21 protein-coding genes are annotated in these 23,075 nt (G+C 44.0%); 12 read left to right on the top strand and 9 right to left on the bottom strand.

Translation table 11 applies throughout. The features are described from left to right. Positions 1-24: 24 nt before the first annotated feature. Complete coding sequence (locus AC3WTB_RS13505; protein ID WP_492333833.1) at positions 25-1,506, bottom strand: amidase; 1,482 nt, start codon at positions 1,504-1,506, stop codon at positions 25-27. 187 nt (positions 1,507-1,693) lie between these two features. Here AC3WTB_RS13505 and AC3WTB_RS13500 point away from each other — a divergent pair, with 187 nt between their 5' ends. Then, the gene (locus tag AC3WTB_RS13500; protein WP_039176194.1) at positions 1,694-3,307 is read left to right on the top strand and encodes a S8 family peptidase; all 1,614 of its coding nucleotides are present in this window, start codon (positions 1,694-1,696) and stop codon (positions 3,305-3,307) included. Between the two features lie 37 nt (positions 3,308-3,344). On the opposite strand, the gene AC3WTB_RS13495 is transcribed toward AC3WTB_RS13500, so the two are convergent. Further along, positions 3,345-3,881, bottom strand: coding sequence for a DUF402 domain-containing protein (locus tag AC3WTB_RS13495; RefSeq protein WP_492333832.1), 537 nt, complete (start codon positions 3,879-3,881; stop codon positions 3,345-3,347). 113 nt (positions 3,882-3,994) lie between these two features. Here AC3WTB_RS13495 and AC3WTB_RS13490 point away from each other — a divergent pair, with 113 nt between their 5' ends. Continuing rightward, entirely contained in the window at positions 3,995-4,198 is a 204-nt protein-coding gene (locus AC3WTB_RS13490) for a hypothetical protein (protein WP_039176190.1), read from the top strand. Positions 4,199-4,256: 58 nt separating this feature from the next. Here AC3WTB_RS13490 and AC3WTB_RS13485 read toward each other — a convergent pair whose 3' ends face one another. Next, positions 4,257-4,793 carry a GNAT family N-acetyltransferase gene (locus tag AC3WTB_RS13485; RefSeq protein WP_144491688.1) on the bottom strand — a complete coding sequence of 179 codons (537 nt, stop codon included), beginning with the start codon at positions 4,791-4,793 and terminating at the stop codon, positions 4,257-4,259. Between the two features lie 213 nt (positions 4,794-5,006). Here AC3WTB_RS13485 and AC3WTB_RS13480 point away from each other — a divergent pair, with 213 nt between their 5' ends. Further along, positions 5,007-6,224: a multidrug effflux MFS transporter gene (locus tag AC3WTB_RS13480; RefSeq protein WP_058837249.1), complete on the top strand. Its 1,218-nt coding sequence runs from the start codon at positions 5,007-5,009 to the stop codon at positions 6,222-6,224. A gap of 68 nt (positions 6,225-6,292) precedes the next feature. On the opposite strand, the gene AC3WTB_RS13475 is transcribed toward AC3WTB_RS13480, so the two are convergent. The 4 genes from AC3WTB_RS13475 to AC3WTB_RS13460 all read right to left on the bottom strand — a co-directional run bounded on the left by AC3WTB_RS13475 (position 6,293) and on the right by AC3WTB_RS13460 (position 8,286). Then, positions 6,293-6,463 carry a hypothetical protein gene (locus tag AC3WTB_RS13475; RefSeq protein WP_268502385.1) on the bottom strand — a complete coding sequence of 57 codons (171 nt, stop codon included), beginning with the start codon at positions 6,461-6,463 and terminating at the stop codon, positions 6,293-6,295. Then, positions 6,460-7,047, bottom strand: coding sequence for a DUF1700 domain-containing protein (locus tag AC3WTB_RS13470; protein ID WP_268473072.1), 588 nt, complete (start codon positions 7,045-7,047; stop codon positions 6,460-6,462). The genes AC3WTB_RS13475 and AC3WTB_RS13470 overlap by 4 nt, the downstream gene beginning before the upstream one ends. Further along, on the bottom strand, positions 7,040-7,357 hold the full coding sequence (locus AC3WTB_RS13465; protein ID WP_039176181.1) for a PadR family transcriptional regulator: 318 nt from the start codon (positions 7,355-7,357) through the stop codon (positions 7,040-7,042). The genes AC3WTB_RS13470 and AC3WTB_RS13465 overlap by 8 nt, the downstream gene beginning before the upstream one ends. Positions 7,358-7,455: 98 nt before the next feature. Then, a complete protein-coding gene (locus AC3WTB_RS13460) occupies positions 7,456-8,286 on the bottom strand; it encodes a YitT family protein (protein WP_024424393.1) in 831 nt (276 codons plus the stop codon). A gap of 335 nt (positions 8,287-8,621) precedes the next feature. Here AC3WTB_RS13460 and mmuM point away from each other — a divergent pair, with 335 nt between their 5' ends. The 3 genes from mmuM to AC3WTB_RS13445 all read left to right on the top strand — a co-directional run bounded on the left by mmuM (position 8,622) and on the right by AC3WTB_RS13445 (position 11,745). After that, positions 8,622-9,560 (top strand): homocysteine S-methyltransferase, encoded by a 939-nt coding sequence (mmuM, locus tag AC3WTB_RS13455; RefSeq protein WP_106025767.1) that lies wholly within the window; start codon positions 8,622-8,624, stop codon positions 9,558-9,560. 38 nt (positions 9,561-9,598) lie between these two features. Next, a complete protein-coding gene (gene mmuP, locus AC3WTB_RS13450) occupies positions 9,599-11,002 on the top strand; it encodes an S-methylmethionine permease (RefSeq protein ID WP_047203047.1) in 1,404 nt (467 codons plus the stop codon). A 122-nt stretch (positions 11,003-11,124) separates the two neighbouring features. Next, the gene (locus AC3WTB_RS13445) at positions 11,125-11,745 is read left to right on the top strand and encodes a hypothetical protein (RefSeq protein WP_492333831.1); all 621 of its coding nucleotides are present in this window, start codon (positions 11,125-11,127) and stop codon (positions 11,743-11,745) included. 308 nt (positions 11,746-12,053) lie between these two features. Here AC3WTB_RS13445 and AC3WTB_RS13440 read toward each other — a convergent pair whose 3' ends face one another. Further along, positions 12,054-12,536, bottom strand: coding sequence for an Ig-like domain-containing protein (locus AC3WTB_RS13440; protein WP_058837247.1), 483 nt, complete (start codon positions 12,534-12,536; stop codon positions 12,054-12,056). Positions 12,537-12,643: 107 nt separating this feature from the next. Continuing rightward, positions 12,644-15,310: a S8 family peptidase gene (locus AC3WTB_RS13435; RefSeq protein ID WP_492333830.1), complete on the bottom strand. Its 2,667-nt coding sequence runs from the start codon at positions 15,308-15,310 to the stop codon at positions 12,644-12,646. A gap of 242 nt (positions 15,311-15,552) precedes the next feature. On the opposite strand from AC3WTB_RS13435, the gene AC3WTB_RS13430 reads away from it, so the two are divergent. The 6 genes from AC3WTB_RS13430 to AC3WTB_RS13405 are packed head-to-tail and all read left to right on the top strand — an operon-like array spanning position 15,553 to position 23,040. Further along, positions 15,553-16,011 carry a PTS sugar transporter subunit IIA gene (locus tag AC3WTB_RS13430; RefSeq protein ID WP_213404993.1) on the top strand — a complete coding sequence of 153 codons (459 nt, stop codon included), beginning with the start codon at positions 15,553-15,555 and terminating at the stop codon, positions 16,009-16,011. Further along, a complete protein-coding gene (locus AC3WTB_RS13425; RefSeq protein WP_007498438.1) occupies positions 16,008-16,337 on the top strand; it encodes a PTS fructose transporter subunit IIB in 330 nt (109 codons plus the stop codon). Before AC3WTB_RS13430 ends, AC3WTB_RS13425 begins: the two co-directional genes overlap by 4 nt. A 35-nt stretch (positions 16,338-16,372) precedes the next feature. After that, complete coding sequence (locus AC3WTB_RS13420; protein ID WP_024424401.1) at positions 16,373-17,491, top strand: PTS fructose transporter subunit IIC; 1,119 nt, start codon at positions 16,373-16,375, stop codon at positions 17,489-17,491. Between the two features lie 28 nt (positions 17,492-17,519). Next, positions 17,520-20,183, top strand: a complete 2,664-nt coding sequence (mngB, locus tag AC3WTB_RS13415; RefSeq protein ID WP_369879055.1) for a mannosylglycerate hydrolase — start codon at positions 17,520-17,522, stop codon at positions 20,181-20,183. A gap of 56 nt (positions 20,184-20,239) precedes the next feature. Beyond that, the gene (locus tag AC3WTB_RS13410; RefSeq protein ID WP_366204359.1) at positions 20,240-21,124 is read left to right on the top strand and encodes an ROK family protein; all 885 of its coding nucleotides are present in this window, start codon (positions 20,240-20,242) and stop codon (positions 21,122-21,124) included. Continuing rightward, a complete protein-coding gene (locus AC3WTB_RS13405) occupies positions 21,121-23,040 on the top strand; it encodes a BglG family transcription antiterminator (protein ID WP_492333829.1) in 1,920 nt (639 codons plus the stop codon). Before AC3WTB_RS13410 ends, AC3WTB_RS13405 begins: the two co-directional genes overlap by 4 nt. The last annotated feature ends 35 nt before the right edge of the window (positions 23,041-23,075 follow it).

The raw sequence follows: 23,075 nt of genomic DNA, 5'->3' as shown, positions 1-23,075 counted from the left end.
TAGACCAAAGTCGCTTATCATGCGTTATCGATTTAATTGTCTAGTTCCTTTCCAAATCGAGGATGTCTCCATTTCCGCCGCAAGCCTGAGCAGCCAGTCCTCTTTCCCTTTAGGCGCTGTCACCTGTACCCCTAAAGGCATGCCCGCGCTAGTGAGATGAACCGGTACACTCATTGATGGCTGACCTGTTAAGTTGGCAAGCTGTGTAAATGGGGTGTAGGTCAAGCTCTTGAGGAACATATCATAAATAAGATCCTGCTGCGCTTGCATTGAAAGAGATGACACACGTAAAAGTTCGGCTGTTTCCTGATCTGAATGCATAAGCTCACCAACCTTTGGAGCTGAATAGGCAGTAGCTGGTGTCACATAGAGATCGTAGGTTTGATGAAATGACGCCATTTGTGCAGCAGCCCGATCCCACGCATCAAGACTTTCTGTATAAGCAGCTGCGGTCACATTCTTGCCAGCCTCCGCCAGCACCCATGCCACGATGTCCGTTTCCTCCGGCTTTACTGGACGCCCTAACGAACGAGCCAAGGAAGTGAATAACGCAGACATTTCTCCGCTGTTCATCACGTAATATTGCTGCATGAGATGAACCCCATCAATTTCCGGCTTGGCTTCTTCTACTTGATGACCTTGCTCACTCAGCCATTTCACTGTTTGCTGAACCGCCTGCTTCGCTTCCTCACTGACCTTCGTGCCAACTGGAGATTCTACACTGTAAGCAATTCGCATAGAAGATGTACGTTTCGCCAGATCCTCTTGGTAACTGCCAGCGTATAACGGAGTTTGGAAAGCAGCTTCGGGCTGAATGACTTGAAGAAGATCAAGAAGGGCTGCACTGTCCCGCACTGTTTTTGTGAGTGTAAAGTCGATGGAAGCCCCTTGCCACTGCCTTCCTGCGCCTGGGCCTACCGGCGTTCTTCCCCGCGTGGGCTTAAGACCGAACAAACCGGTAAAGGAGGCTGGAATCCGAATGGAACCACCGCCATCACTTGCTCCGCCAGCAGGTACAATGCCGCTTGCAACAGCTGCTGCTGTCCCGCCGCTTGAGCCGCCTGGAGAATAGTCCGTATTCCAAGGATTTCTCGTTGGCCCATGTAACGCAGGTTCCGTCACATTTCTTAAACCGAATTCCGGTGTATTTGTATGCCCAATCATGAGAAAACCAGCCTGCTTCAATCGATCAACAAAGTGAGAATCCGAGTTGGCTTTTACATCCTTTAACAGCAAAGCGCCTGCTGTCAGCGGTTCGTTTTTAATCCCTTGCGATATATTTTTCAGCACAAACGGAACGCCCGCAAATGGCTGATACTCGTGTAACTCCTTGATATCTTTTAAAACTTGAGCCTGTCTCGTCTGTATCACAGCGTTTAGTTCTGGATTGACCTCATTCAATCTATCAAATGCAGTCTGCATAAGCTCCTCGGGCGTTACCTGCTTATTCCGCACAAGTGCTGCTAAGCCAGTCGCATCATACGTCATATACTCTTTTACGTTCATCAGCATGTCCTTCTTTCTCTTATCTTGATGTCTCTATTGTCTACTAGAATTCTATGAATTTCAATTTCAGGTTACTAGTAAAAATAACTTTCTCAACAAGACGACAATTCTACTATCCCATCCCCCTGCTTTCTCCGATATAATAGAGAAAAAAAGACCGAGATCATCGGATGAGAGGAGCCACGCCTTGAAAAGGAAAATATTGATCGTCATCGCGTTTCTTCTTGCGCTGACAACTGCTTTGCCCTTCCATTCGCAGGCAGCTGCACCGTCAAAAGAAACAGATGTTATCATCGTCTATAAAAATCAAAAAGGGAAACAAACAGCTATTGAGGAAAGTGAGAAAGTGAACGCACAGTACATACATCTTCCCGCGGTCGCTGTGACAGCAGATGAACAAGCGGTCACCTCACTCAAAAAAGACCCAAACATCGCTTACGTCTCAAAAAACGTAAAGGTTAAACTCGCAGCTTCTACTGTGAAGAAAACAGCCGCTGCTACTAATCAGGATGCATTGGTACAAAAATCTTACAACCTGCAAAAACTCAATATAAAACAAGCAATAAAAGAAGGCGTCACTGGTAAAAATGTAAAAGTAGCCGTTTTAGATACTGGCATTTTCTCACACGAGGATTTAAAGGTAGCCGGCGGTAAATCATTCGTGAACTACACATCCTCTTATAAAGATGATGAAGGACATGGCACACATGTCGCCGGCACGATTGGTGCGCTTAATAACGATTATGGAACAGTTGGCGTCGCTTCTGGTGTGAAGCTGTATGCTGTGAAAGTGTTAGATAAAACGGGAGAAGGCGATCTATATAGTCTGCTTCGAGGCATCGATTGGGCGATTACCAACAAGATGGACATTATTAATTTAAGTTTAGGCTTTGAAGACAATATCCCCATCTTGCGTTCAGCAGTGGATGAAGCCTATAAAAAAGGACTACTTGTAGTCGCTGCAAGCGGAAATGATGGGAAAAAGAATCATATTAGCTACCCTGCCGCTTACAATAGCGTCATTGCCGTATCTGCAACGACTGACAAAGACAAACTCGCGTCTATCTCGAATACAGGGAAAGGGATTGAATTTTCTGCCCCTGGCCAGAACGTCATCAGCACTTATTTAAAAAATGAATATTGGTATGCAACGGGTACATCACAAGCTGCACCGCATGTCACAGGAATGCTGGCACTGTTAAAGCAGCTTCATCCGAAGAAAACAAATGCACAGCTTCGCACTTTATTGCGCAGCTATACAGTGGATCTTGGTGCAAAAGGGAGGGATCCACAATTCGGCTATGGCCGCGTGCAATATGTGCCGCAATCCTCCTTTTTAAAGGCTGCTGCCAGTGCTGTTAAAAAAGCCGAAACATCTAAAAAGCAGGAAGATGTCAATCAAGCCAAAACAAGAATTGGCCGGCTCACTGCAAGCAAACAAAAAACAGCACTCACAGAACGGGTGAAGAAAGTCCAAGCAGCCATTGATATCCGCTCGGCACGTGCAAAGGTCAAAACAGCCGAAAAAAACAAAACACAGGGCGCTATTAAAAGTGCTCAAACGGCCATCAAAAAACTAAACAAAGGCAAAGAAAAAACAAGCCTGCAAAACCGGCTCGACAAAGTCAAAAAACAAGTCGCTTATCAAAAGAAAGTGACAGACGCTAAACAAAAGGTCAAAAAAGCGGAAGCGAAACGAACAAAGAAAACAAAAGCAGCGGCCCAAAGCGCTGTCAAACAGCTAAAAGCCTCCAAAACAAAAACCAATTTACAAAAACGATTAAACCGTATTAAGGTTTAACAAAAAAACGATTCCTTTCAGCGAGGAATCGTTTTTTCTATTTCAACATCGGCTCAAACAAACTGTGATGATATTTTCCTTCGGCATCTGCCCTCACTTGATCGAGAATGCTTTCTAACGAAGCCATCACGCCCTTTAATGCCCGATGCACCGAACCGTGTTCAAAATCCGCTAAACTCTCCGGCAATTCATCTTCATCCAGCACAAAGACATCACCATTCGGAAGAACGAGGAGATCAATAATGAGGTCTTCAAACATGACCAGCTGGCCGTTGAATTGAGTGTCTCCCACCATATTAAGATAAGACCCTAGTTCCTTCCCTTGATCATCTCTCCAGAAATATATGTTGTAAGGACGATCCTTCCAATAATAAGCGGTCGTATAGCTCCCTTTTGGAATGGTCAGAGTACCATCACCTGCCCTCATCGTAAACGGGTCTTCAATCTTGTGAAACAGCACAGCCTGCTGCTTCTGTGCGTCTAACAGCTGACAGGTATGTTCCACAACTTTTTGATCGTATTTGATTTTTCTCTCGATGACTTCATCCCAACGATCCGCATGTAGCGAAAACAATATGTCACAACTCCCTCTAAACACTCGTTTCTTTCTAGTATACACCGATTTTTTTTGAAGAAATAAAGGATTGCGCTTTTACTTCTGGAAGATGAATGATGAGGTGAAAAAAAATGAACGGAATTACGATTCTTGAAAACTTTACACAGCTTGGACAAATCATCCTCATGATTTGCGGCTTTGCCCTTTATTGGCAGCTAGTGAAAACGAAGAGAGAACGAAAGCTGTCTCCTTATGAGCGCATGTTAAAATTCTTTGTCATGTTCGGTTTCATCTCATGGGGGGTATCATATTGGGCGCTGGCACTGTGGGCGTAAATTGAAAAAAGGAAGAGCTGCCCATGGACGTAAGCTCTTCCTTTTACTGCACGTTATATTATGAACCTGCCGGCTGTTCTTTCTTGATCACATATTGATAGCTCTTGACATGCGTCCCACTCGAGCTCACAAAATCTTTATCAAGCGCACGCTCAAAGCCCATTCTTTCATATAGGCGAATAGCGGCCTGCATTTTATCAGATGTATGCAGATACAGGACATTTTCGCCCCATGATTGCGTTAGTTCAATACTTTTACGCAGCAATGACTCTGCAATCCCTTTTCCCCTCACAGCGGGATCTACTCCTAAAAACCGGACGATGGCTGATGTAATGCCCATTTCTGGATTGTCATATGCTTGCTCTGATGATCGGAACATTTGAAGCGTCCCCACAACCTTGCCATCAAGCTCAGCCACCAGCATCAGCTCCATGTTCGGATTATCTACAGCTGCTGAAAGCGCGGCAGAATAATCTTGCCAGCCTTCCTCTGTAAATTGAGGCGCATACTGTGCATAGGATTTGATCAGCACGTTCCTGATGGCCTCATGATCTTCTTTGACTGCTTGACGAATGATCAGCTCTTGCTGCTTCATGTCAGCACCTCCTGCTCTCTATTAGTGGATATACGTATCATGCAATCACTGCATGTGATAGCCTTACTCTTTTCTCTACTCATTCAATGTAAAGAGTCTCATTCGAAAGATCAATCATTTTGCACGGAAACATCTTTGAAAATTTTTCATTGAAAAGGAACGCTTGATTCATTATGCTGTGTTGAGGAAGTATACGAGGAGTGTTGTCATCATATGAGTTCTTTATCTTATCCCCAAGAATCGAAAAAAAATCGATTTCTCCTTGCCGCATTGCTTGGATCTTTAACAGCCCTTGCTCCGCTGGCAATGGATATGTATTTACCTGCATTGCCTCATATTGCTCGTGATTTTGAGGCAAGTACGGCGCTGTCCCAATTAAGTCTCATGGCTTGTCTCATTGGACTGGCGCTTGGCCAGCTGATTGCAGGCCCGATCAGCGATACGATCGGCAGAAGAAAACCGCTGATGATTGGCTTGATTATCTTTATAGCGGCATCACTTCTTTGTACAGTGGTCACATCGATTTGGATGTTCATTCTTCTTAGATTGATTCAAGGACTTGCTGGTTCAGCAGGCATTGTGATTGCACGAGCTATCGTGCGAGATCATTATGAAGGATCAGAAATGACGAAATTCTTTGCACTGCTGATGTTAGTCAACGGGGTGGCTCCGGCAGCAGCACCTATTGCGGGCGGACAAATTTTACGATTCACGACATGGCAGGGTGTATTTGTCCTACTCGGAATTCTCGGGGCATTGATGCTGCTGAGATCCATCTTTTCACTGCAAGAAAGCTTACCTGCGGAGCGTAGACAGACCGGGGGCTTTCAACAGATTGCAGGCGCGATGAAAATTTTAGCCAGTGATCGTCTCTTTGTTGGATATGCACTCTCACAAGGTCTTGTATTCGCAGCGATGTTTGCGTATATTTCAGGTTCACCGTTTGTGCTCCAGGATATTTTTAACCTTTCTCCACAAGGCTTTAGTGCAGCATTTGCGGTAAATAGTCTTGGAATCATCACGGCTGGACAAGTATTTGCCCGAGTCGCTGCGAAAATCGGTGAAGAGAAAGTCCTTCGCATTGGATTGCTGACAGCTGCGTTAGGGGGAGTGACTTTATTTTTCATGATCTCGATTGATGCAGGATTGTACGGTATTCTCATTCCGCTGTTTTTTGTGGTATCAAGCGTTGGAATTGTCGGCACCTCTGCACCGTCTCTTGCGATGCAGCATCACGGGGCACATGCAGGAAGTGCTGCTGCACTGATCGGTGTGGCGCAAATGCTGCTAGGCGCTTGCATGACACCTCTTGTCGGACTAGCCGGAAGCCAAACAGCCTTTCCAATGGGTCTGATCATTATGCTTTGTGATCTAGGCGCACTTTGCTGTTATTTCTTCTTTGTGGCCCGAGCGAAAAAAAGACCCGCATAAGCGGGTTTTAGACTGTTGACAAAGGGCTAAAATGATCTTGATTTTAGCTCTTTGTCTTTTTTCATTTATTATGGCTTGCTCCAATTGATGGTGCGGAACACGTTGCTCTGGTCATTGTTGTGATATGCATCTAGATCAAAGCCTGATATGCCAAAACCAATTGCCATGACAATTCCTCCGACAACGGTGAGGATGATCCCCCATTTGATGACTTGTTTTTTTAAATCGTTCACGTTCATACTCTCACGACCTTCTTTTTAAACATTCCGATGAATGCCTTAGTGGTTTGAATAGTTATTTGCACAAATAGCTTTGTCAAATACGCCGTGGCTATGCCGCTTAATAATCCGACACCTAATAGAAAAATACCAACGCCAATCTGCGTCACCACCACATGCAAACCGTCCTGAAAGATAAATGGAGAACCAATGATGCTCCAAAAACCTCCGAGCAGACCAACCAGCGTCACTGTACCTGTCACGAGCGGAATGCACCATATCACCAAATACACAGAAAGAATCAACAGGAAGACTGTTGCTAGAATACTGCCCCATAACGGAAAGCCTAAAATGAGAATGGACAGTCTTGTGGCTTTTTCTCCAAACGTCGGCACCTGAACGGTTTTTATTCCTTGTTCCTTCATAATTCCTTCAGCGATCATAGCAGGCTGCCCGACTTGTTGAACCGCTTCCTGTTCACTGTAGCCATCTTCCTGATAATCCTCAATCATTTCATCGTAGTATTCGATAAACCGATCACTATCTTTGTCGCCTAGAAGATGCAGATGCTTCTTTAGGCTGCTTAAAAATTCTTTTTTATTCATTGCCCTGTCCTCCAGAAATAAAGTCGTAAATCGCCATCACCTGATCCCATTCCTCTAAAAACTGCGCCATATGCTCCCGCCCGCTTTCTGTCATGCGGTAGTATTTTCTTAATCGACTGTTATGTTCCTGGGAATAGGTCTCCACATAATTGTTTTGCTCTAAACGCTTTAAAATCGGATACAATGTCGATTCTGAAATCTCAATACAACGGGACATATCTTTAATGATTTGATAACCATAGGAATCGCCTTTCTTTAATACCGCCAGTACACAAAACTCCAGTAATCCTTTTTTTAATTGTGCATTCATGTTTACAACTCCTAACTCTTTATACTATACATTACATAGTATTGTGTGACAAGAGGTATAGAGAATAAAAAAAGACCCTTTTTCGGGTCTTTTCATTTTTATATATTCACAAATCCTTCTCCGAACACATCGCGCACGTCATGGACAACCACAAATGCGTCTCGATCAATTTTCTTAATAATTTTCTTGAGGCGCATGAGCTCTTGCTTTTGAATGACTGCGTAAAGAATTTCCTTCGATTCCTTTGAATAATGACCGCGTCCGTTTAAAATTGTTACGCCTCGGTCCAGGGTGTGATTGATTTCTTCCGCAATATCATCTTTGCATGAAGAAATAATCGTCACTGCCTTTTTCGTGTTAAGTCCTTCTATCACGAAGTCCATCACCTTTGTCGCCACGTACAGCATCACAATGGTAAACATTAATTTTTCCGCACCAATAATAAAGTAGGAAGCAAATACAACGATCAGATCAAAGAACAAGATGGCATAGCTCACGTTCCAGTCTAAATACTTGTTGGCAATTCTTCCGAGAATGGCAGAGCCCGCCGTTGTTCCGCCTGCTCTTAGCACTAGACCAATCCCAATACCGATAATAATTCCTGCAAAAATCGCTCCAATAATCAATTCATGAACATTCACGACCCATGTTGTGGTCAAGTGTAAAAATAGAGAGTTACTTGCGACGGCAACCACCGTATAAATCGTGGTCTTCTTGTCCAAGTATTTATATCCCACAAGTAATAAGATCGCATTCAACACAAGGTTCGTCAGCCACGGTGCAATCTCAAACAAATAATAAAAAATGATGGACAGCCCCGTTACGCCGCCTTCACCAAATTCAAGCGGAATGACAAACATGTTCACTGCTGCGGCAAATAAAAAAGAACCAACTAAAATCATCGCTATATCTTTTACACATTTTTTCAATTCTTCTTTCCTCCTTTTTTAAGCATATAAAAAACCCTCTTTCTGCACGAAAGAAGACAGTCGTTGGACAACATAAAAATCAAAAGACGGCGCCTTTTGATGAAGCTTTCTGAAATCAATCTTTCCATAATATATATCTCTTTTTAGAGGCTGTCAATGACTTGGTTTTCTATTATTTTGACTGCATTTTTATGCATCAAAACCCGCATGTTTTCAGGGTTTTCGCGCCCTAATATGCTTTTTCCTCTCCTTGACAAAAACGCTTTAGTCATTTAAACTACTGCCTCATATCATACCCATCAAATCCGATCTAAAAAGGAGGCTGTTTGATTCCGATGAATCCTATTCAAAGCCGTTTACAGGCTCACGCACCTTTGATTTTAGACGGTGCATTAGCAACAGAGCTTGAACGAAAGGGCTGTAACTTAAATGACAGTTTATGGTCAGCCAAAATACTTATTGAACAGCCACAATTGATTCAGCAAGTACACTTGGACTACTTCCAAGCAGGTGCTGACTGCGCCACAACTGCCAGCTACCAAACAACGATTGAAGGCTTTGCTGAAAAAGGCTATACAAAAGAAGAAGCGCTTGAACTCATGAAACGCTCTGTCACTTTAGCGAAAGAGGCACGCGATCTTTTTTGGCAGGATGAAGCGCGTCGTGAAGGGCGGACAAAACCATTTGTCGCTGGATCTGTGGGGCCATTCGGCGCTTATTTGTCTGATGGTTCAGAATATAAGGGAAATTACGGACTCTCTGAGCAGGCTCTCATTGATTTTCACAGACCAAGAATTCAGGCATTAGTAGAAGCGGGGGCAGATATTCTTGCATGTGAAACGATTCCTTGTCTGATTGAAGCAACAGCCATCGCAAAGCTGCTGCGGGATGAATTCAGCGGGGTATCTGCTTGGATCACATTCAGCGCAAAGGATGGCCTGCACATTAGTGAAGGTGACTCCATACGGGAATGTGTACAGGCGCTTGAGCCTTATGAACAAATTGCTGCTGTCGGCGTGAACTGTACTCCGCCGCAATTTATCACTTCTCTCATTCAAGAAATGAAAAAAGGAACAAGCAAACCGATTGTGGTGTATCCAAACTCAGGTGAAGTATATGATCCTGAAGAAAAGGTTTGGAGCGGTGATACGTCACATCTTACTTTCGGCGAATGTGCGTATCAATGGTACAAAGACGGCGCGCATATCATCGGCGGCTGCTGCCGCACGACTCCAGAAGATATCAATGACATCTTAAAACGAACCACATCATGAATCATCACACATACTTCTAAGCAAAAGGGCGGGAAGACATGGAACAAGCAAAAGATCAGTCACAACAATATCAACGAAAAATGACGAGCCGGCACCTGTTCATGCTTTCTCTAGGCGGCGTCATTGGGACAGGGCTCTTTTTAAGCTCTGGGTATACCATCAATCAGGCCGGACCTGCGGGAACCATTCTTGCCTATCTTGTGGGGGCATTAATTGTCTACCTCGTGATGCTTTGTTTAGGTGAGCTGTCTGTCGCTATGCCGGTCACAGGGGCTTTTCATACGTACGCAACAAAATACATTGGGCCTGGTACAGGCTATACGGTCGCTTGGCTATACTGGCTGACGTGGACAGTAGCACTCGGTTCGGAATTTACAGCGGCAGGATTATTAATGCAGCGCTGGTTTCCAGACACTTCGGTTTGGATGTGGAGTGGTGTTTTTGCTCTTCTCATTTTTTTACTGAATGCATTTACAGTCAAATTTTTTGCAGAATCAGAGTTTTGGTTTTCCAGTATTAAAGTGATGGCTATTATTCTCTTTATTATTCTTGGCGGAGCTGCAATGTTTGGTTTGATTCCATTAAAGGGCGGTGAGGCCGCTCCGTTCTTTTCTAATTTCACTGGCGAAGGCGGACTTTTCCCAAACGGCTTTTTACCGATTTTAATGACGATGCTTGCTGTCAATTTTGCTTTTTCAGGGACGGAGTTGATTGGGATTGCTGCGGGTGAAAGCGTCAATCCTGACGAGACCATCCCAAGAGCCATTCGCACAACTGTCCTGCGTCTCGTCCTGTTTTTCGTTGGAACGATTGTTGTTTTGGCTGGCTTGATTCCAGTAGAAGAAGCCGGGGTGATCAAAAGCCCATTTGTCGTGGTATTTGATCGTATCGGGATTCCTTATGCCGCAGATTTCATGAATTTTGTCATCCTGACCGCGATCTTATCTGCCGCAAACTCAGGATTATACGCGTCATCTCGTATGCTCTGGTCGCTTTCTGAAGAACGGACACTTCCTAAAAAACTGGCGAAGCTGACGTCAAAAGGAATTCCTTTGAATGCACTCATTTTAAGTATGATCGGTGGTATTCTTTCATTGCTATCGAGTGTGATCGCACCAGAAACGGTATATCTTGTTCTTGTGTCAATCTCTGGACTGGCCGTTGTGGTTGTATGGATGGGAATTGCTGCCTCACAGTTGATGTTTCGGAAAAGATTTTTACAGGAAGGCGGACAGCTTCAAGATTTATCCTTTCGAACCCCGCTCTATCCAGTGGTTCCGATTGCTGCCTTCCTCCTATGTCTAGCATCTGTCATCGGCATTGCCTTTGATCCAAATCAGCGGATTGCCCTCATCTGCGGCATTCCTTTCATTGCGCTCTGCTATGCTGCCTATTATGCGACAGCTTGGATTCAGAAAAAACGAGAAAAACCTGGTGTATAAACATCAGGTTTTTTCTATATAAAGCTGCTGACAAAAAAGGATATCACTAGTAAAAGAAACACACTTTGGTATATGATAGGAATCTATGATTTTCAGGATGAACCAAGGGAGTTGTCGTGAATATGGAAATGACCATTACAAGAGCATTAAGTGAACTGAAAATGTTAGATAGAAGAATCAACCGAACTGTTGATGACGCCGTACTTGGCGGATTGATGATCGGGAAACATATACAGCACGGATTTCAGAATCAAGAAGAAGTTGAAAAAAAGGCGAAGGCTGATGATCAATCGATTCAAGCTTTAATCAAACGCCGGAATGCCATCAAATCGGCCATCGTTGTATCAAATGCAACCACAATGATTGATGTAGCAGGTGTCCGTATGACGGTGGCAGAGGCGATTGAACGTAAGACGTCGATAGACTACGATATTCGTTATTTACAGAAAATGAAACAAGTGTACAAAGAGCTGGTCGACAAAGCAGAACAAACGAATGAAGATGTGAAAAGGAGACTTGATCAGCATTTAGAAACCTTGTTTGGGAAAGATGGAAAGACACAAGCGGCTGCCAACCAAGAGATCGTGAAGTCTTTTCTAGCTGAAAATGAGGCAGTGATCATCGATCCGCTTCGCCTTCGAGTAAAAATTGAACAGCTTTCGAAAGAAATTGAAGATTTCCAAATGGAAGTTGATTTTTCCTTGTCTGAAAGCAATACACTGACGAAAATACAGATCGATTAATTGATTTTGTTAGTGAGCCGAAAATCGATAGAACTAAACACCTCCGAGGGAAAGGTCATTCCCTCCTCATCTGATGATCATCTTAGGATGATCCTTGATAAAAGCTCAAAGCTGAACGTTCAAGGATCAAAGTTCAAGTGTAAAAGTTCTTATCCATCAAAGCTTAAGATTAAAAGTTAAACGCTCGATCGAATCTGGGAGTAACGGCTGATGAGTGTTTGTTTATCGACTCTTTCGGTTGCCGCCCAGCAGGTTTGCTAACAAAAAGAAAAGGATGTCACCTGATGACATCCTTTTTTTCTATGAGATTAGTAACGTGATGTATACGCCAAATGGTACACGCTTGTGACATTTGAAGATAGTTTGATGTCGTTTGACGTGAACGTCACTGGAACGATATCGTAGTAATGTGTAGACCAGCCTGCATTATTGTATGATTGGTAGCCTGCACCTGCAGGAACTTGAAACGTGAGTGAAAACTGTCCATTCTCATCTGTTGTGCCTGTCGCTGTTTGAGCATATGATTTGATTGCTGCTTCAAAATAAAGCTGGATCGGCTGATTAGGCATGAGGTTTCCGCTTGCATCTTTTAGTGTCCCTTTAAACGTAGCTGGATAATAAGAACCCACGCGATATTTACTGCCATAGCCGTAATTCACTATACCACTATCGGCTGCTGTGACACTTGTTACTTGTACGGATGCTGGTACTGCACCTGTTTCTTCAGCATGTGCAAAGCTTGGGAATACGAGAAGCAATGATAGAAAGAAAGCAAACATGATTTTTTTCATCGATAAATCCTCCTTTTATTTCCTACTATATTACTATCGACAGGAATTGGTATTTTTCCAGTATAAAACAAAAGAACTTCCCTTTTTTAGAAAGGGAAGTTCTTCTTTTATTTTTTCACAACCACTTTTACTGCTTTGCTTTCTCTTTTTCTCACATCTGAAGCAGTCACATACAAAACCGTTTTGGCTTTTTGTGGTTTTATTTGGGCAGTAAATGTGCCCTTGCTATTGGTTTTGACTGTTTTGATGACTTTCTTTGATTTGTTTTTCACTTTAATGGTCAAGCCCGCACCCGCAGTCCCTTTGACCGCTTTACTTTTGACTGTTACTTTGCTCACTTTCGGCTTAGCTGGTGCTTTGCCTTTTTTCACGACGGTTTTGAGCGTCGTAGAGGCCTTTCCTTTTGAAATTTTAATGTGAAGGACCTTGTTTTTGTTCTGATGTTTAATCTTCACACTAAAGGTTCCTTTTTTGCCTGCTATGCCTTTTCCAAGCAGGGTTTTTCCTCTATACACAGAAATAGCAGCGCCAGCTTTTGCTTTACCTGTCACCTTTTGATGCTGATCCTCCACTTTGCTCACAGATGCATTCAATTCGACAGCACTTAATGCAGCAAATGCATTCAGTCTGCCGTGTCCTGTCATCCAATCGACACCTGGAATTTTTGGATCAACAATTGGTTCATCGTTTTCATCATAGAAAACGTCGTCTTTTCCATCAATAGATTTAAATGAGATATCATCTGCTGTATTTTGCAAAAGATTTCTCACTTGATTTGGCTTCAAGGATGGATTTTTAGAAAGCAGTAATCCTGCTGCTGCTGCCACATATGGTGTCGCCATTGATGTCCCGCTAAGGTATGAGACGTTCCCATCAGGCATTAAGCTCGGAATATCAGAACCTGGTGCTGACATGCTCAGTCCTTTGCCATAACTTGAGAACTCAGCGGCAATATCCATACGGTTGCTTGCGCCAACCGCCATTGCGTATTTTGACGTCGCAGGGTAGCCCATTTCTGGTACGCCATCATTTCCACTTGCCACGACGACTAGTACATTTCTTTGTGCAGCATAATTCATTGCATATTCAATCACTCTGCTGTAGTAGCCGCCAAGGCTCATGTTGATCACCTTTGCGCCTTTGTCCACTGAATGCTTGATGCCAAGTGCAATATGCTCTGTATCTCCAAATCCATAAGCATCCAGCACCTTCACTGGAATGATACCCGTATGTTGGTTGAGACCTGCCATTGAGTAATGGTTATCGGATTTTGCGGCAATGATGCCTGCCACATGCGTACCGTGTCCATTGTCATCAATCGCATCTTTGTTTCGCCCAATGAGATTCGCACCTAAGTCTGTACGAACAGTCCCGCTTAAATCTGTCAAACGGCTGTCTACACCTGTATCCACAACAGCAATTAATGTTTGCTTCATTTTGCTTGTGCCAATTAGTGTATTCATTTGTTCAAATTTGACGTCAGCGCCTTTTTTCCCACTGTTTTGCGCACTGTTTTTCAACGGCCACTGATAACCATACTGCGCGTCGTTGCTTAGCGCACGATAGGTTTGAACAGGCTCTGCAAATTCAACATTCGGCATGCTGGAGAGCTTTCTTGCCGTGCTCTTGATGGCCGCTTTGCCTGCTTTTAGTGTCTTTCCAGCTGATTCTTGCCCTGCTGGTACATCATAGACATACATGCCTTTGAATAAAGGACTGACTGACTGTGATGTCACACGGTTTTCTTGGATACCGTAGCTTTTCATCTTCTTTTTCGCAGATTGAAGTGTTTGGCCATCCTTTAATTTAAAAATGATCTTATTCGTTTTAACCTTCTCTTCTTTTACAAGCTTTTGTTTCTCTAATACATAACCAGCTGATTTTCCTTCAAGCTGATCAATACCAATTTTTTGACTGACAGCTTCTAATTCCTTTTTTAAATAAGCCGGACTTGCTTCTTTGAGCATATCAAAAAGGGAACCGATCGCCTGCTGTTCTTTTTCTGTTACGATATGACCGCTAAATGCACCATTTTTCTCTACGTCACTTAGCAGCGTTTTTAATGTGAGCAGATGATTGTATACCTTTTGCTGCTCTTTTTGATGTTTGATGAGCTTCGATTTGAGAAACGGTTTTGTTTTTTGGAGCAGACGCGAAAGCTTCAGACCTTCTGAAGTCTCATTAAATCGTTTATCTTCGATTGTACGAATCGATTGAAGAATTTCACGCCCGTACTTTTTCTCAATAATGATGATTTCAGGCTCATCTTCTTCAGGGAAAACGGGTTCAGAAGGCGGAAGGTTAGCTCCTTTATATCCGATTGTATATGCCGCATCCTCTTCCTCATCACGGCTGTCTTCCTCTGACCCTAAATAGAGCACTTTGACATAATAGGGACCTGACCATGCATGCGGGAAGTTGATCTCTGTCTCTTCGCTTGCTGTGTCTACGCGATACCTTGAATAGGTGTCATCCTTCATCGCTCTGTCCTTACTTGGATAGACCGATACGGACAGCACTTGTTTACTTTTCACAGAAATTTGCATATGTGTATGTTTTGCCACTTCTTGTGCAGATGGCGTGATTTGATACCATGACTCTTCCTTTTCATTCTGTAATGTACCTGAGATGACTTCACCATTTTTTAACCCAATGGCTTCATTGACACTTGTTCCATGACTGGCAGCTGCTGCCTCGTATCCAGGTAATGCTGCCATACATAGAATGATGGCCATGAGTACGACCACACAGGATTTGACCTGCTTTTTGAACATGAAAAGACCCCCTTATCTTTTATGATACCTTGGAAGAATATCACAGAAATACATTTAGTAGAATCTGTTTTTTATATAATTAAACTCGTTTTAAGCTAGGATTTGAGATATTCAGTCAGCAAGACGGGTAGCTTCATAAACTTTTTGCCATTTCAAACGGAAAATGATGCTATTTAACCATGCTGAAAAGTACATTACAATCAACTTGTAAGCGCTTAACAAACAAGAGAGAAGGGATCAGCTTGTTCCAAAAAGATCATGTTTTCACACAAGTAAACGGACGATCAAAGAATGAGATTTTACAATACATTTCCGAGAAAGCTGAAGACCTTCAGATTACAAACGATCAAGCAGGGCTATTAACGGATTTATTGAAACGGGAAGACGAAGTCTCAACAGGACTTCAACAAGGCTTCGCCATTCCACATACAAAAAGCTCCGCTGTAAAAACGGCTTCACTTCTTTTTTTAGAACTTGAACAACCCATTGAATGGGGAAGCTTCGATGATTTGCCCACAAGCTATTTATTTACACTGCTCGTTCCACTAGAAGAAGCAAATGTCACACATCTGAAATTACTGTCAGGTATTGCGACAAGCCTAATGGAACCTGCTTTTATCGAAAAAATTCAACCTGGTCAAACAGCTGATTACTATTACGAAGTCATTGAACAACAATTGAAAGAGGGGATTACACAATGAAAATTGTCGGTGTCACTTCATGTCCAGCAGGGTTAGCTCATACTCCAATGGCAGCCAAAGCGTTAGAAAATGCGGGTAAACAACTCGGACACGAGATCAAAATCGAACAGCAAGGAATTATGGGACAGGTGAACGGCATTACAGCAGAAGAAGCAAAGCAGGCAGACCTCTGCATCATTGCCTCAAATCAGCATATCAACGATGCAGAACGCTTCTCAGGCATTCCCACTGTACGTGTCGAAATCGGACGTGCCTTAAAAAATGCTGAACAAATTATCACCAAAGCCGTAGCACTTGTAGAAAAGAAAAAGTCTGAATCTCAATAAACATGAGCAATGCCATATAGAAAGGAGCAAAGAAAATGAAAGCAAAATTAAAAGTCATTGAAGGCCATCTCATGACCGGTATTTCTTATATTCTTCCTGTAATCATCGGTGCTTCACTTATCGTTGGTTTAGCAAAATTGGTCGGTTTAGGGTTTGGTGTTTCAGATTTAAACACCTATAAGGATGCTGGCGGCATATTGCACGGTGCCTATTTAATGGAGCAGGTTGGCTGGACAGGCATTGGCTTAATGAACGTCCTGCTCGCTGGATTTATCGCCTATTCCATTGCAGATAAATCAGGTCTTGCGGCTGGTTTTATCGGCGGTGCCCTTGCCAGCTCAACAAATGCCGGATTTATAGGTGCCGTCATTGCAGGCTTCTTCGCAGGATATGTTGCTCTTTTTGTGAAAAGAAAAATTCAAATTCAAGGCTCTGCAGCTGGGCTCGTCCCTCTGCTCATCCTGCCGCTTATTACTGTTGGCTTAACCGGACTTCTTATGTCAGTTCTTCTAGGCGGACCATTAGGCGCTTTGAACACGGCATTAATTGAATGGATTAAAGGCATGGTCGCTGATGGAACAAGCACACTCGCGCTCGCTCTCATTTTAGGTGCGATGATTGGCTTCGATCTAGGCGGACCGGTGAATAAGTCAGCATGGATGGCTGGTAACGCGCTCTTCCTATCAGGCGTCTACCTCCCTGCCATTCTTGTCAATATTGCGATTGTCATTCCACCGCTTGGATACGGGCTTGCGACATTGATTCGAAAACGCAACTTCTCTCCAACCTTTAGAGAAGCCGGACGAGGCGGACTTGTTATGGGCATTATCGGTATTACGGAAGGGGCGATCCCTTTTACCCTCGTCAATCCTTTGAAATTGATTCCGCTCAATGTTGTCGCATGTGCTGTTGGAAGCGGGGTCGCAGCATTATTAGGAGTTCATGACATCATGCCGCCAATTGGCGGGCTATACGGCTTCTTCTCAGTCGGAAACTGGTGGGCTTATTTAATCGGAGCCCTTACTGGCGCACTCGTCATCGGTATTGGCGCCAACCTGCTTGTGAATTTCTCTGAGAAAAAAGAGCCAAAAACGCCAGAACATGATCAGAAGCAGAAAGAAGAAGACGATTTTGACCTTGTGCTAGAAGGATAATTTGAACGAAGAAAGGTGTCGTTGATCAATGACTGTCAATGTACATGTGATTCCACATACTCACTGGGACCGGGAATGGTATTTCACCACCTCCCGCTCCCGTATCTACTTAATGAAAAGCGTAATGGACATTTTAGATACCCTTGAAACAGATGAAAGGTTCCATTACTTCATGCTCGATGCCCAGGCTTCCTTATTAGATGATTATTTGAAATGGCGTCCAGAGGATGAGAATCGAATCAAGAAGCTCGTCACAGCGAAACGTCTCATCATCGGCCCATGGTATACCCAAACCGACCAGCTCGTCATTTCAGGTGAATCGATTGTGCGGAACCTGCAATATGGAATTGAACGCTGTCAGCAGTTCGGCCACGTGATGAAAGTCGGCTATGTCCCTGATTCCTTCGGTCAATCCGCACAAATGCCTCAAATTTATCGCGGCTTCGGCATTGTCGATACAGCATTTTGGCGCGGCGTTTCTGACCATATGACGAATCATACTGAATTCAATTGGCGCGGCGCTGACGGCAGTGAAGTCTTTGCTGTGAACCTGCCATTTGGCTACTACTACGGCGGAAATATTCCTGAGAAGGATGAGGACTTACAAGCCTTTTTATCTGAAAAAATCGGTGCGCTGCAAGCAAAGGCCACCACAAAGAATGTCTATTTCCCAAATGGCTTTGACCAGGCACCGATCCGTAAAAACCTGCCTGACCTATTAGAAAAAGCCAATGAGCTTGACGAGCATCACTATCAAATCAGTAGTTTAGAAGATTATATTGCAGCCGTGAAAAAAGAGCGGACATCTTTTGAGACGTTACAGGGAGAGCTTATTCACGCGAAGCATATGCGGATTCACAAATCTATTTTTTCAACACGAGCGGATTTAAAAATCTTAAACAATCAAATCGAAAACTATCTCGTGAATGTGATGGAGCCTATCCTAACGATCAGCTATTCGCTTGGACACGACTATCCGCATGATACGGTTCGCGATATTTGGTACCTTATGTTTGAAAATGCAGCGCATGACAGCATTGGCGGCTGTAATAGTGACACGACAAACCAAGATGTCTTCTTCCGCTACAAGCAGGCAAAGGAAATCGCTGAGAATCTTGTAGACTTGCACATGCGTCTCATCACTATTCGACTGCAAACAGAGCAGGAAATCACGTTCACGTTGTTCAATACACTGCCTTCAAAGCGTTCTGAAGTCATTGAAGTCGAGACCTTTATCACGGAACGTCCATTTACGCTAAAGGATGCAAATGGACGAACGCTTCAGTACACAGTGAAAAGCAAAACCGATGTCACAGATTATGTGCTGGCACAGCAAATTTCTCTTAACCCAAGTAAAGAAGTGTACATGCCAAAGCAAGTATGGAAAGCCGTGCTGCTAATTGAAGCCATCGACTTACCGTCAGTAGGCTATACACAAGTGAGCATGGTCTTCGATGAATCAAGCGAATCTGCGTGGGAACAAACAGAAGGACGCGTGATCGAAAATAAGCATTACCGCATTGCGGCAAATGACAACGGATCACTGGACATCACAGACAAACAAACAGGAAAGACCTTCTCTGAGCAAATGATCTTTGAAGACAACGGAGACGATGGGGATTCTTACAACTATTCACCACCGCGTGAGGATCTGTATGTGTCATCAAAAGATCTTTCATCAGCGGACATCTCAGTGTCTAAAAGCGGTCTGCAAGAGGAGCTGACCATCAAGCTTCAGCTCACTGTCCCTTATGACCTAGAGGCGCGCTCTCAGCAATCGGCTGCGACTTCACTTCCGATCACAGCGAAGGTGGCATTAAACAAAAACGATGCTGTCATCCGTTTTCATGTAGATGTCGATAACCATGCATTAGATCATCGCCTTCGTGTTCTTTTTGATACAGGCATTGCATCAAACGTATCACTAAGCGATCAACAGTTTGGTACAATCGAACGCCCAACAGAGCTCACGCAAGAGCTTGAATGGTGGAACAATGAACATTGGGAAGAAAAACCGATCACCATTGAACCGATGCAATCCTTTGTCGCACTTCGTGATGAAGCATATGGTGCCGCACTGTTGACCGACTGCGTGAGAGAATACCAAATCACAGGAGAAGGTTACACAACGATTGCGTATACGCTCTTCCGCTGTTTCGGAAAAATGGGGAAAGAAAATCTCCTTTATCGTCCAGGACGCGCATCTGGGGAAAAAATTGTGGAAACACCTGACGCTCAGCTGCAAGGTGCATTGTCATTCTCATTTGGTATGCACTATAGCAAGGATGCAGTCAGCGAGGGACACTTAGCGCAGCTTGCCAAACGGTATACCACCCCTGTTCAATGCTACGAGCGCGCAGATTTTTTAAACGGTCGTTTAATTTTCTCTTTCCGAGATGAAAAAGAAGACTTACAATCTACTTATAGCCTGCTTGACATCGAGACAGATGGAGCCATTCTAAGCGCTCTGAAAAAAGAGGAGCATGGAACAGGCATTGTCATTCGTCTCTTCAATCCATATTTAACGCGTCAAACAGCCGCTTCAATCAATAGTTCATCTCTACAACACGGAGAAACAGCGAATTTAGGAGAAACACCTGAAGGACAGATACTCAAAGCACAACATGGATCATTACACATTGAACCGCTTACACCTTGTCAGGTACAAACCTACATTGTAAAGAAAAAATGAACATGTAGGGGCGGGATCCATTGGATTCCGCCCCTCTTTAATGGAGGGCATTGATCATGCGAATTGGAGGCATTGAAGCAGGCGGAACGAAATTTGTCTGCGGCTACGGAACAACAGACGGAACGATTGAACACATGACTTCCTTTGCAACAGGGAATCCAGATGAAACATGCCGGCAAGTGATCGATTACTTTACAAAGAATCGTGTTGATGCAATTGGAATTGGGGCATTCGGTCCTGTCGATGTGAAAGAGCAAAGCCCAAGCTATGGGACGATTTTAGACACACCAAAAACAGCCTGGCGCCAATTTCCTTTCCTCTCTACCTTAAAACAAGCCCTCGGGATCCCGATGAAGCTTGATACCGATGTGAACTGTGCAGCACTCGGGGAAGCTCGTTTTTCAACTGAAGCAGAAAAACCTGCCTCCTTGGTCTATATTACTGTTGGGACTGGAATAGGCGGAGGTGCCTATATTGAACATCGCCTTATTCACGGATTGCTGCATCCAGAAATGGGTCATATCACCGTTCAGCGGCACCCTCATGACACATACGGAGGCTGCTGCCCTATACATCATGATTGTTTAGAGGGACTGGCATCTGGACCTGCCATAGAAGGACGCTATCATACACTGGCACCCATGCTGCCAGAGGATCATCCTGCCTGGTCACTTCATGCTTACTATCTCGGGCAGATGACTGCTAACCTGCTGCTCACCCTTTCACCAGAACGCATCATTTTAGGTGGAGGCGTGATGAAACAGACAGCTATGCTGCCACTTATTCTTGATGAAACAGACAAGCGGCTTCGCGGCTATTTGCAGCTGCCAAAGCCTTTACATGAAATTATCACAAAACCATCCTTTGATGGATTATCTGGTTTAATGGGCGCCATCGCTCTTGGTACGGATGCCTTACAGGCGCAAGGAGCCGCGCAATGATGATGACGGCAGATCCTCGAACCTATCAGCTGATTCAGCGGCTATTTGAAACGAAGGGGTTCGTGAAGCTGGAGGAGCTCACTGCCTCTTTTCGCTTATCTGACCGCTCTATCCGCAATTTGATCAAGGAAGCAAATGAGTATTTAAAGGAAGCTGGAGCCATGATTAAAACGATTCGCGGAAAGGGATATACTCTTTTAACGAGTGACCAAGACGCTTTTTTACTTTGGCTTCATCAACAAAAACTTCCTGCTCGCTCTCTTGTCCCCGTCATGCCAGAAGAGCGTGTACGATTTATGATGAGAAAGCTGCTGCTTCAATCAGATTACTTAAAAATTGACCAGCTGGCTGAAGAACTGTTTATCAGCCGCATGACGGTCAGCAGTGATTTGAAAAAAGGACGAGAGATGTTAGCCCGTTACGGCATGACCCTTGTATCAAAGCCTGGATTTGGCTTAAAAATTGAAGGAGACGAGCTGCAAAAAAGAACGTGCTATGCAGACTTACTTCTTGAAGAAGAGCCTGCTCTCTCTCATATCACTGAGCGGGAGCAGCTCCATTTTCCTGATATATCTCTTGAAACCATTCGATCTATTGTGTTGACGAACCTGCATCAAGAGTCATTGCTCATTAAAGACATTGCTTTAAAAAATTTAGTCATTCACTTAGCCATTGCGATTCAGCAAACACGAAAAAACCAGCGGGTATCCGCTAGTACTGCCCGCACACAAAGATCACCAGTTTTAATGAGAATTGCACAAAAAATCATACAGCAGGTGAGTGACACTTTTTATGTGACCTTATCAGAGGATGAAACAGATTACTTAGTCATGCATCTATTGGCGAATCAAACGTGGAAAGAAGCCGCGCAGCATCAGACGACAGTGGAAGTTCAACAGGCGGTTACAGTCTTTCTACAGCACATTGAAAAAACAAGCGGCCATCGTTTTGCTGATGACAGCATTCTGCAACAAGACTTAATGCTTCATATGAAGCCGCTATTAAATCGAATCCAATATGGCGTATCCTTACAAAATCCGCTTTTGCATGAGATCAAAACGTCCTATCCTTACCCGTTTGATTTGGCTGTCAGCGGACTCAATGCCTTACAGCTGGTGCGTACACCAAATGAAGACGAGGCCGCATATGTTGCCTTGCATATCGCTGCTTCATTTGAAAGAAGTCAGCTCGACACCTCGCAAAGAAAGAAAGCCATTATCGTGTGCGGGTCTGGACTAGGGACGGCAAGGCTCCTTGAAATTAAATTGAAGTCAGCCTTTCAGCACGAGCTTGACATCGTTGAGCTCTATTCCTATCAGGATTATCTCATGAGCTCCTCTTTGCCTTGTGACGTCATCATCACAACTGTTCCACTCACATCAAAGGGGAAACCAGTCATTCAGGTCAGTGCCTTTTTTGAACAGCATGATATACAGCGTGTGAATGAAGTCATTCATTTATTAAATGGACACGGGGCACCCTCAAAAGAGCTGATGGCGTTTTTTCAAGAGCGATTGACTTTAATGAATGCTGACCTAAGCAGCAAGGGTGAGGTATTAGATATATTATGCAGCCGTTTGGAGGCGCACCAGCTAGTATCGTCTTCATTTCGGCCCTCGGTGCTTGAGCGTGAGCAAATGTCGTCTACCTATCTTGGCAGCGGTATTGCAATGCCGCATCCGCTCATCACAAATGAAGGGACTTCCTCTGTAGCCATCGCACACTTAAAACAGCCGATTGACTGGCAGGGAGACCAAGTATCAATTGTCTTTTTACTAGCGATTCATAAGGATGACGCTGCCTGCATGAACCAATTCTTTGAACAGGCCGTCGATTTACTAGACAATCCAGACCGCATTCGCGCCCTCAAGCAAGCCAAAACATTTGATGAGCTGATGGATGCGTTGTTCCAATAAGATCAAATAAAAGGCCGCCCAGTTCATGAGGCGGC

This window comes from Bacillus sp. EB106-04-04-XG123 (assembly GCF_058791855.1).
Note: the sequence above shows the minus strand (reverse complement) of the source record. Positions and strands in the feature narration are given on the sequence as shown.

What these genes read in the sequence shown, in the direction of transcription:
- AC3WTB_RS13445 (WP_492333831.1), top strand. Translation starts at nt 11,125, where the DNA reads ATGGAAATGACCATTACAAGAGCATTAAGTGAACTGAAAATGTTAGAT.
- AC3WTB_RS13465 (WP_039176181.1), bottom strand. Translation starts at nt 7,357, where the DNA reads ATGAATGCACAATTAAAAAAAGGATTACTGGAGTTTTGTGTACTGGCG.
- AC3WTB_RS13505 (WP_492333833.1), bottom strand. Translation starts at nt 1,506, where the DNA reads ATGAACGTAAAAGAGTATATGACGTATGATGCGACTGGCTTAGCAGCA.
- AC3WTB_RS13470 (WP_268473072.1), bottom strand. Translation starts at nt 7,047, where the DNA reads ATGAATAAAAAAGAATTTTTAAGCAGCCTAAAGAAGCATCTGCATCTT.
- AC3WTB_RS13480 (WP_058837249.1), top strand. Translation starts at nt 5,007, where the DNA reads ATGAGTTCTTTATCTTATCCCCAAGAATCGAAAAAAAATCGATTTCTC.
- AC3WTB_RS13405 (WP_492333829.1), top strand. Translation starts at nt 21,121, where the DNA reads ATGATGATGACGGCAGATCCTCGAACCTATCAGCTGATTCAGCGGCTA.
- AC3WTB_RS13475 (WP_268502385.1), bottom strand. Translation starts at nt 6,463, where the DNA reads ATGAACGTGAACGATTTAAAAAAACAAGTCATCAAATGGGGGATCATC.
- AC3WTB_RS13485 (WP_144491688.1), bottom strand. Translation starts at nt 4,793, where the DNA reads ATGAAGCAGCAAGAGCTGATCATTCGTCAAGCAGTCAAAGAAGATCAT.
- mmuP (WP_047203047.1), top strand. Translation starts at nt 9,599, where the DNA reads ATGGAACAAGCAAAAGATCAGTCACAACAATATCAACGAAAAATGACG.
- AC3WTB_RS13410 (WP_366204359.1), top strand. Translation starts at nt 20,240, where the DNA reads ATGCGAATTGGAGGCATTGAAGCAGGCGGAACGAAATTTGTCTGCGGC.
- AC3WTB_RS13490 (WP_039176190.1), top strand. Translation starts at nt 3,995, where the DNA reads ATGAACGGAATTACGATTCTTGAAAACTTTACACAGCTTGGACAAATC.
- mngB (WP_369879055.1), top strand. Translation starts at nt 17,520, where the DNA reads ATGACTGTCAATGTACATGTGATTCCACATACTCACTGGGACCGGGAA.
- AC3WTB_RS13435 (WP_492333830.1), bottom strand. Translation starts at nt 15,310, where the DNA reads ATGTTCAAAAAGCAGGTCAAATCCTGTGTGGTCGTACTCATGGCCATC.
- AC3WTB_RS13440 (WP_058837247.1), bottom strand. Translation starts at nt 12,536, where the DNA reads ATGAAAAAAATCATGTTTGCTTTCTTTCTATCATTGCTTCTCGTATTC.
- AC3WTB_RS13425 (WP_007498438.1), top strand. Translation starts at nt 16,008, where the DNA reads ATGAAAATTGTCGGTGTCACTTCATGTCCAGCAGGGTTAGCTCATACT.
- mmuM (WP_106025767.1), top strand. Translation starts at nt 8,622, where the DNA reads ATGAATCCTATTCAAAGCCGTTTACAGGCTCACGCACCTTTGATTTTA.
- AC3WTB_RS13420 (WP_024424401.1), top strand. Translation starts at nt 16,373, where the DNA reads ATGAAAGCAAAATTAAAAGTCATTGAAGGCCATCTCATGACCGGTATT.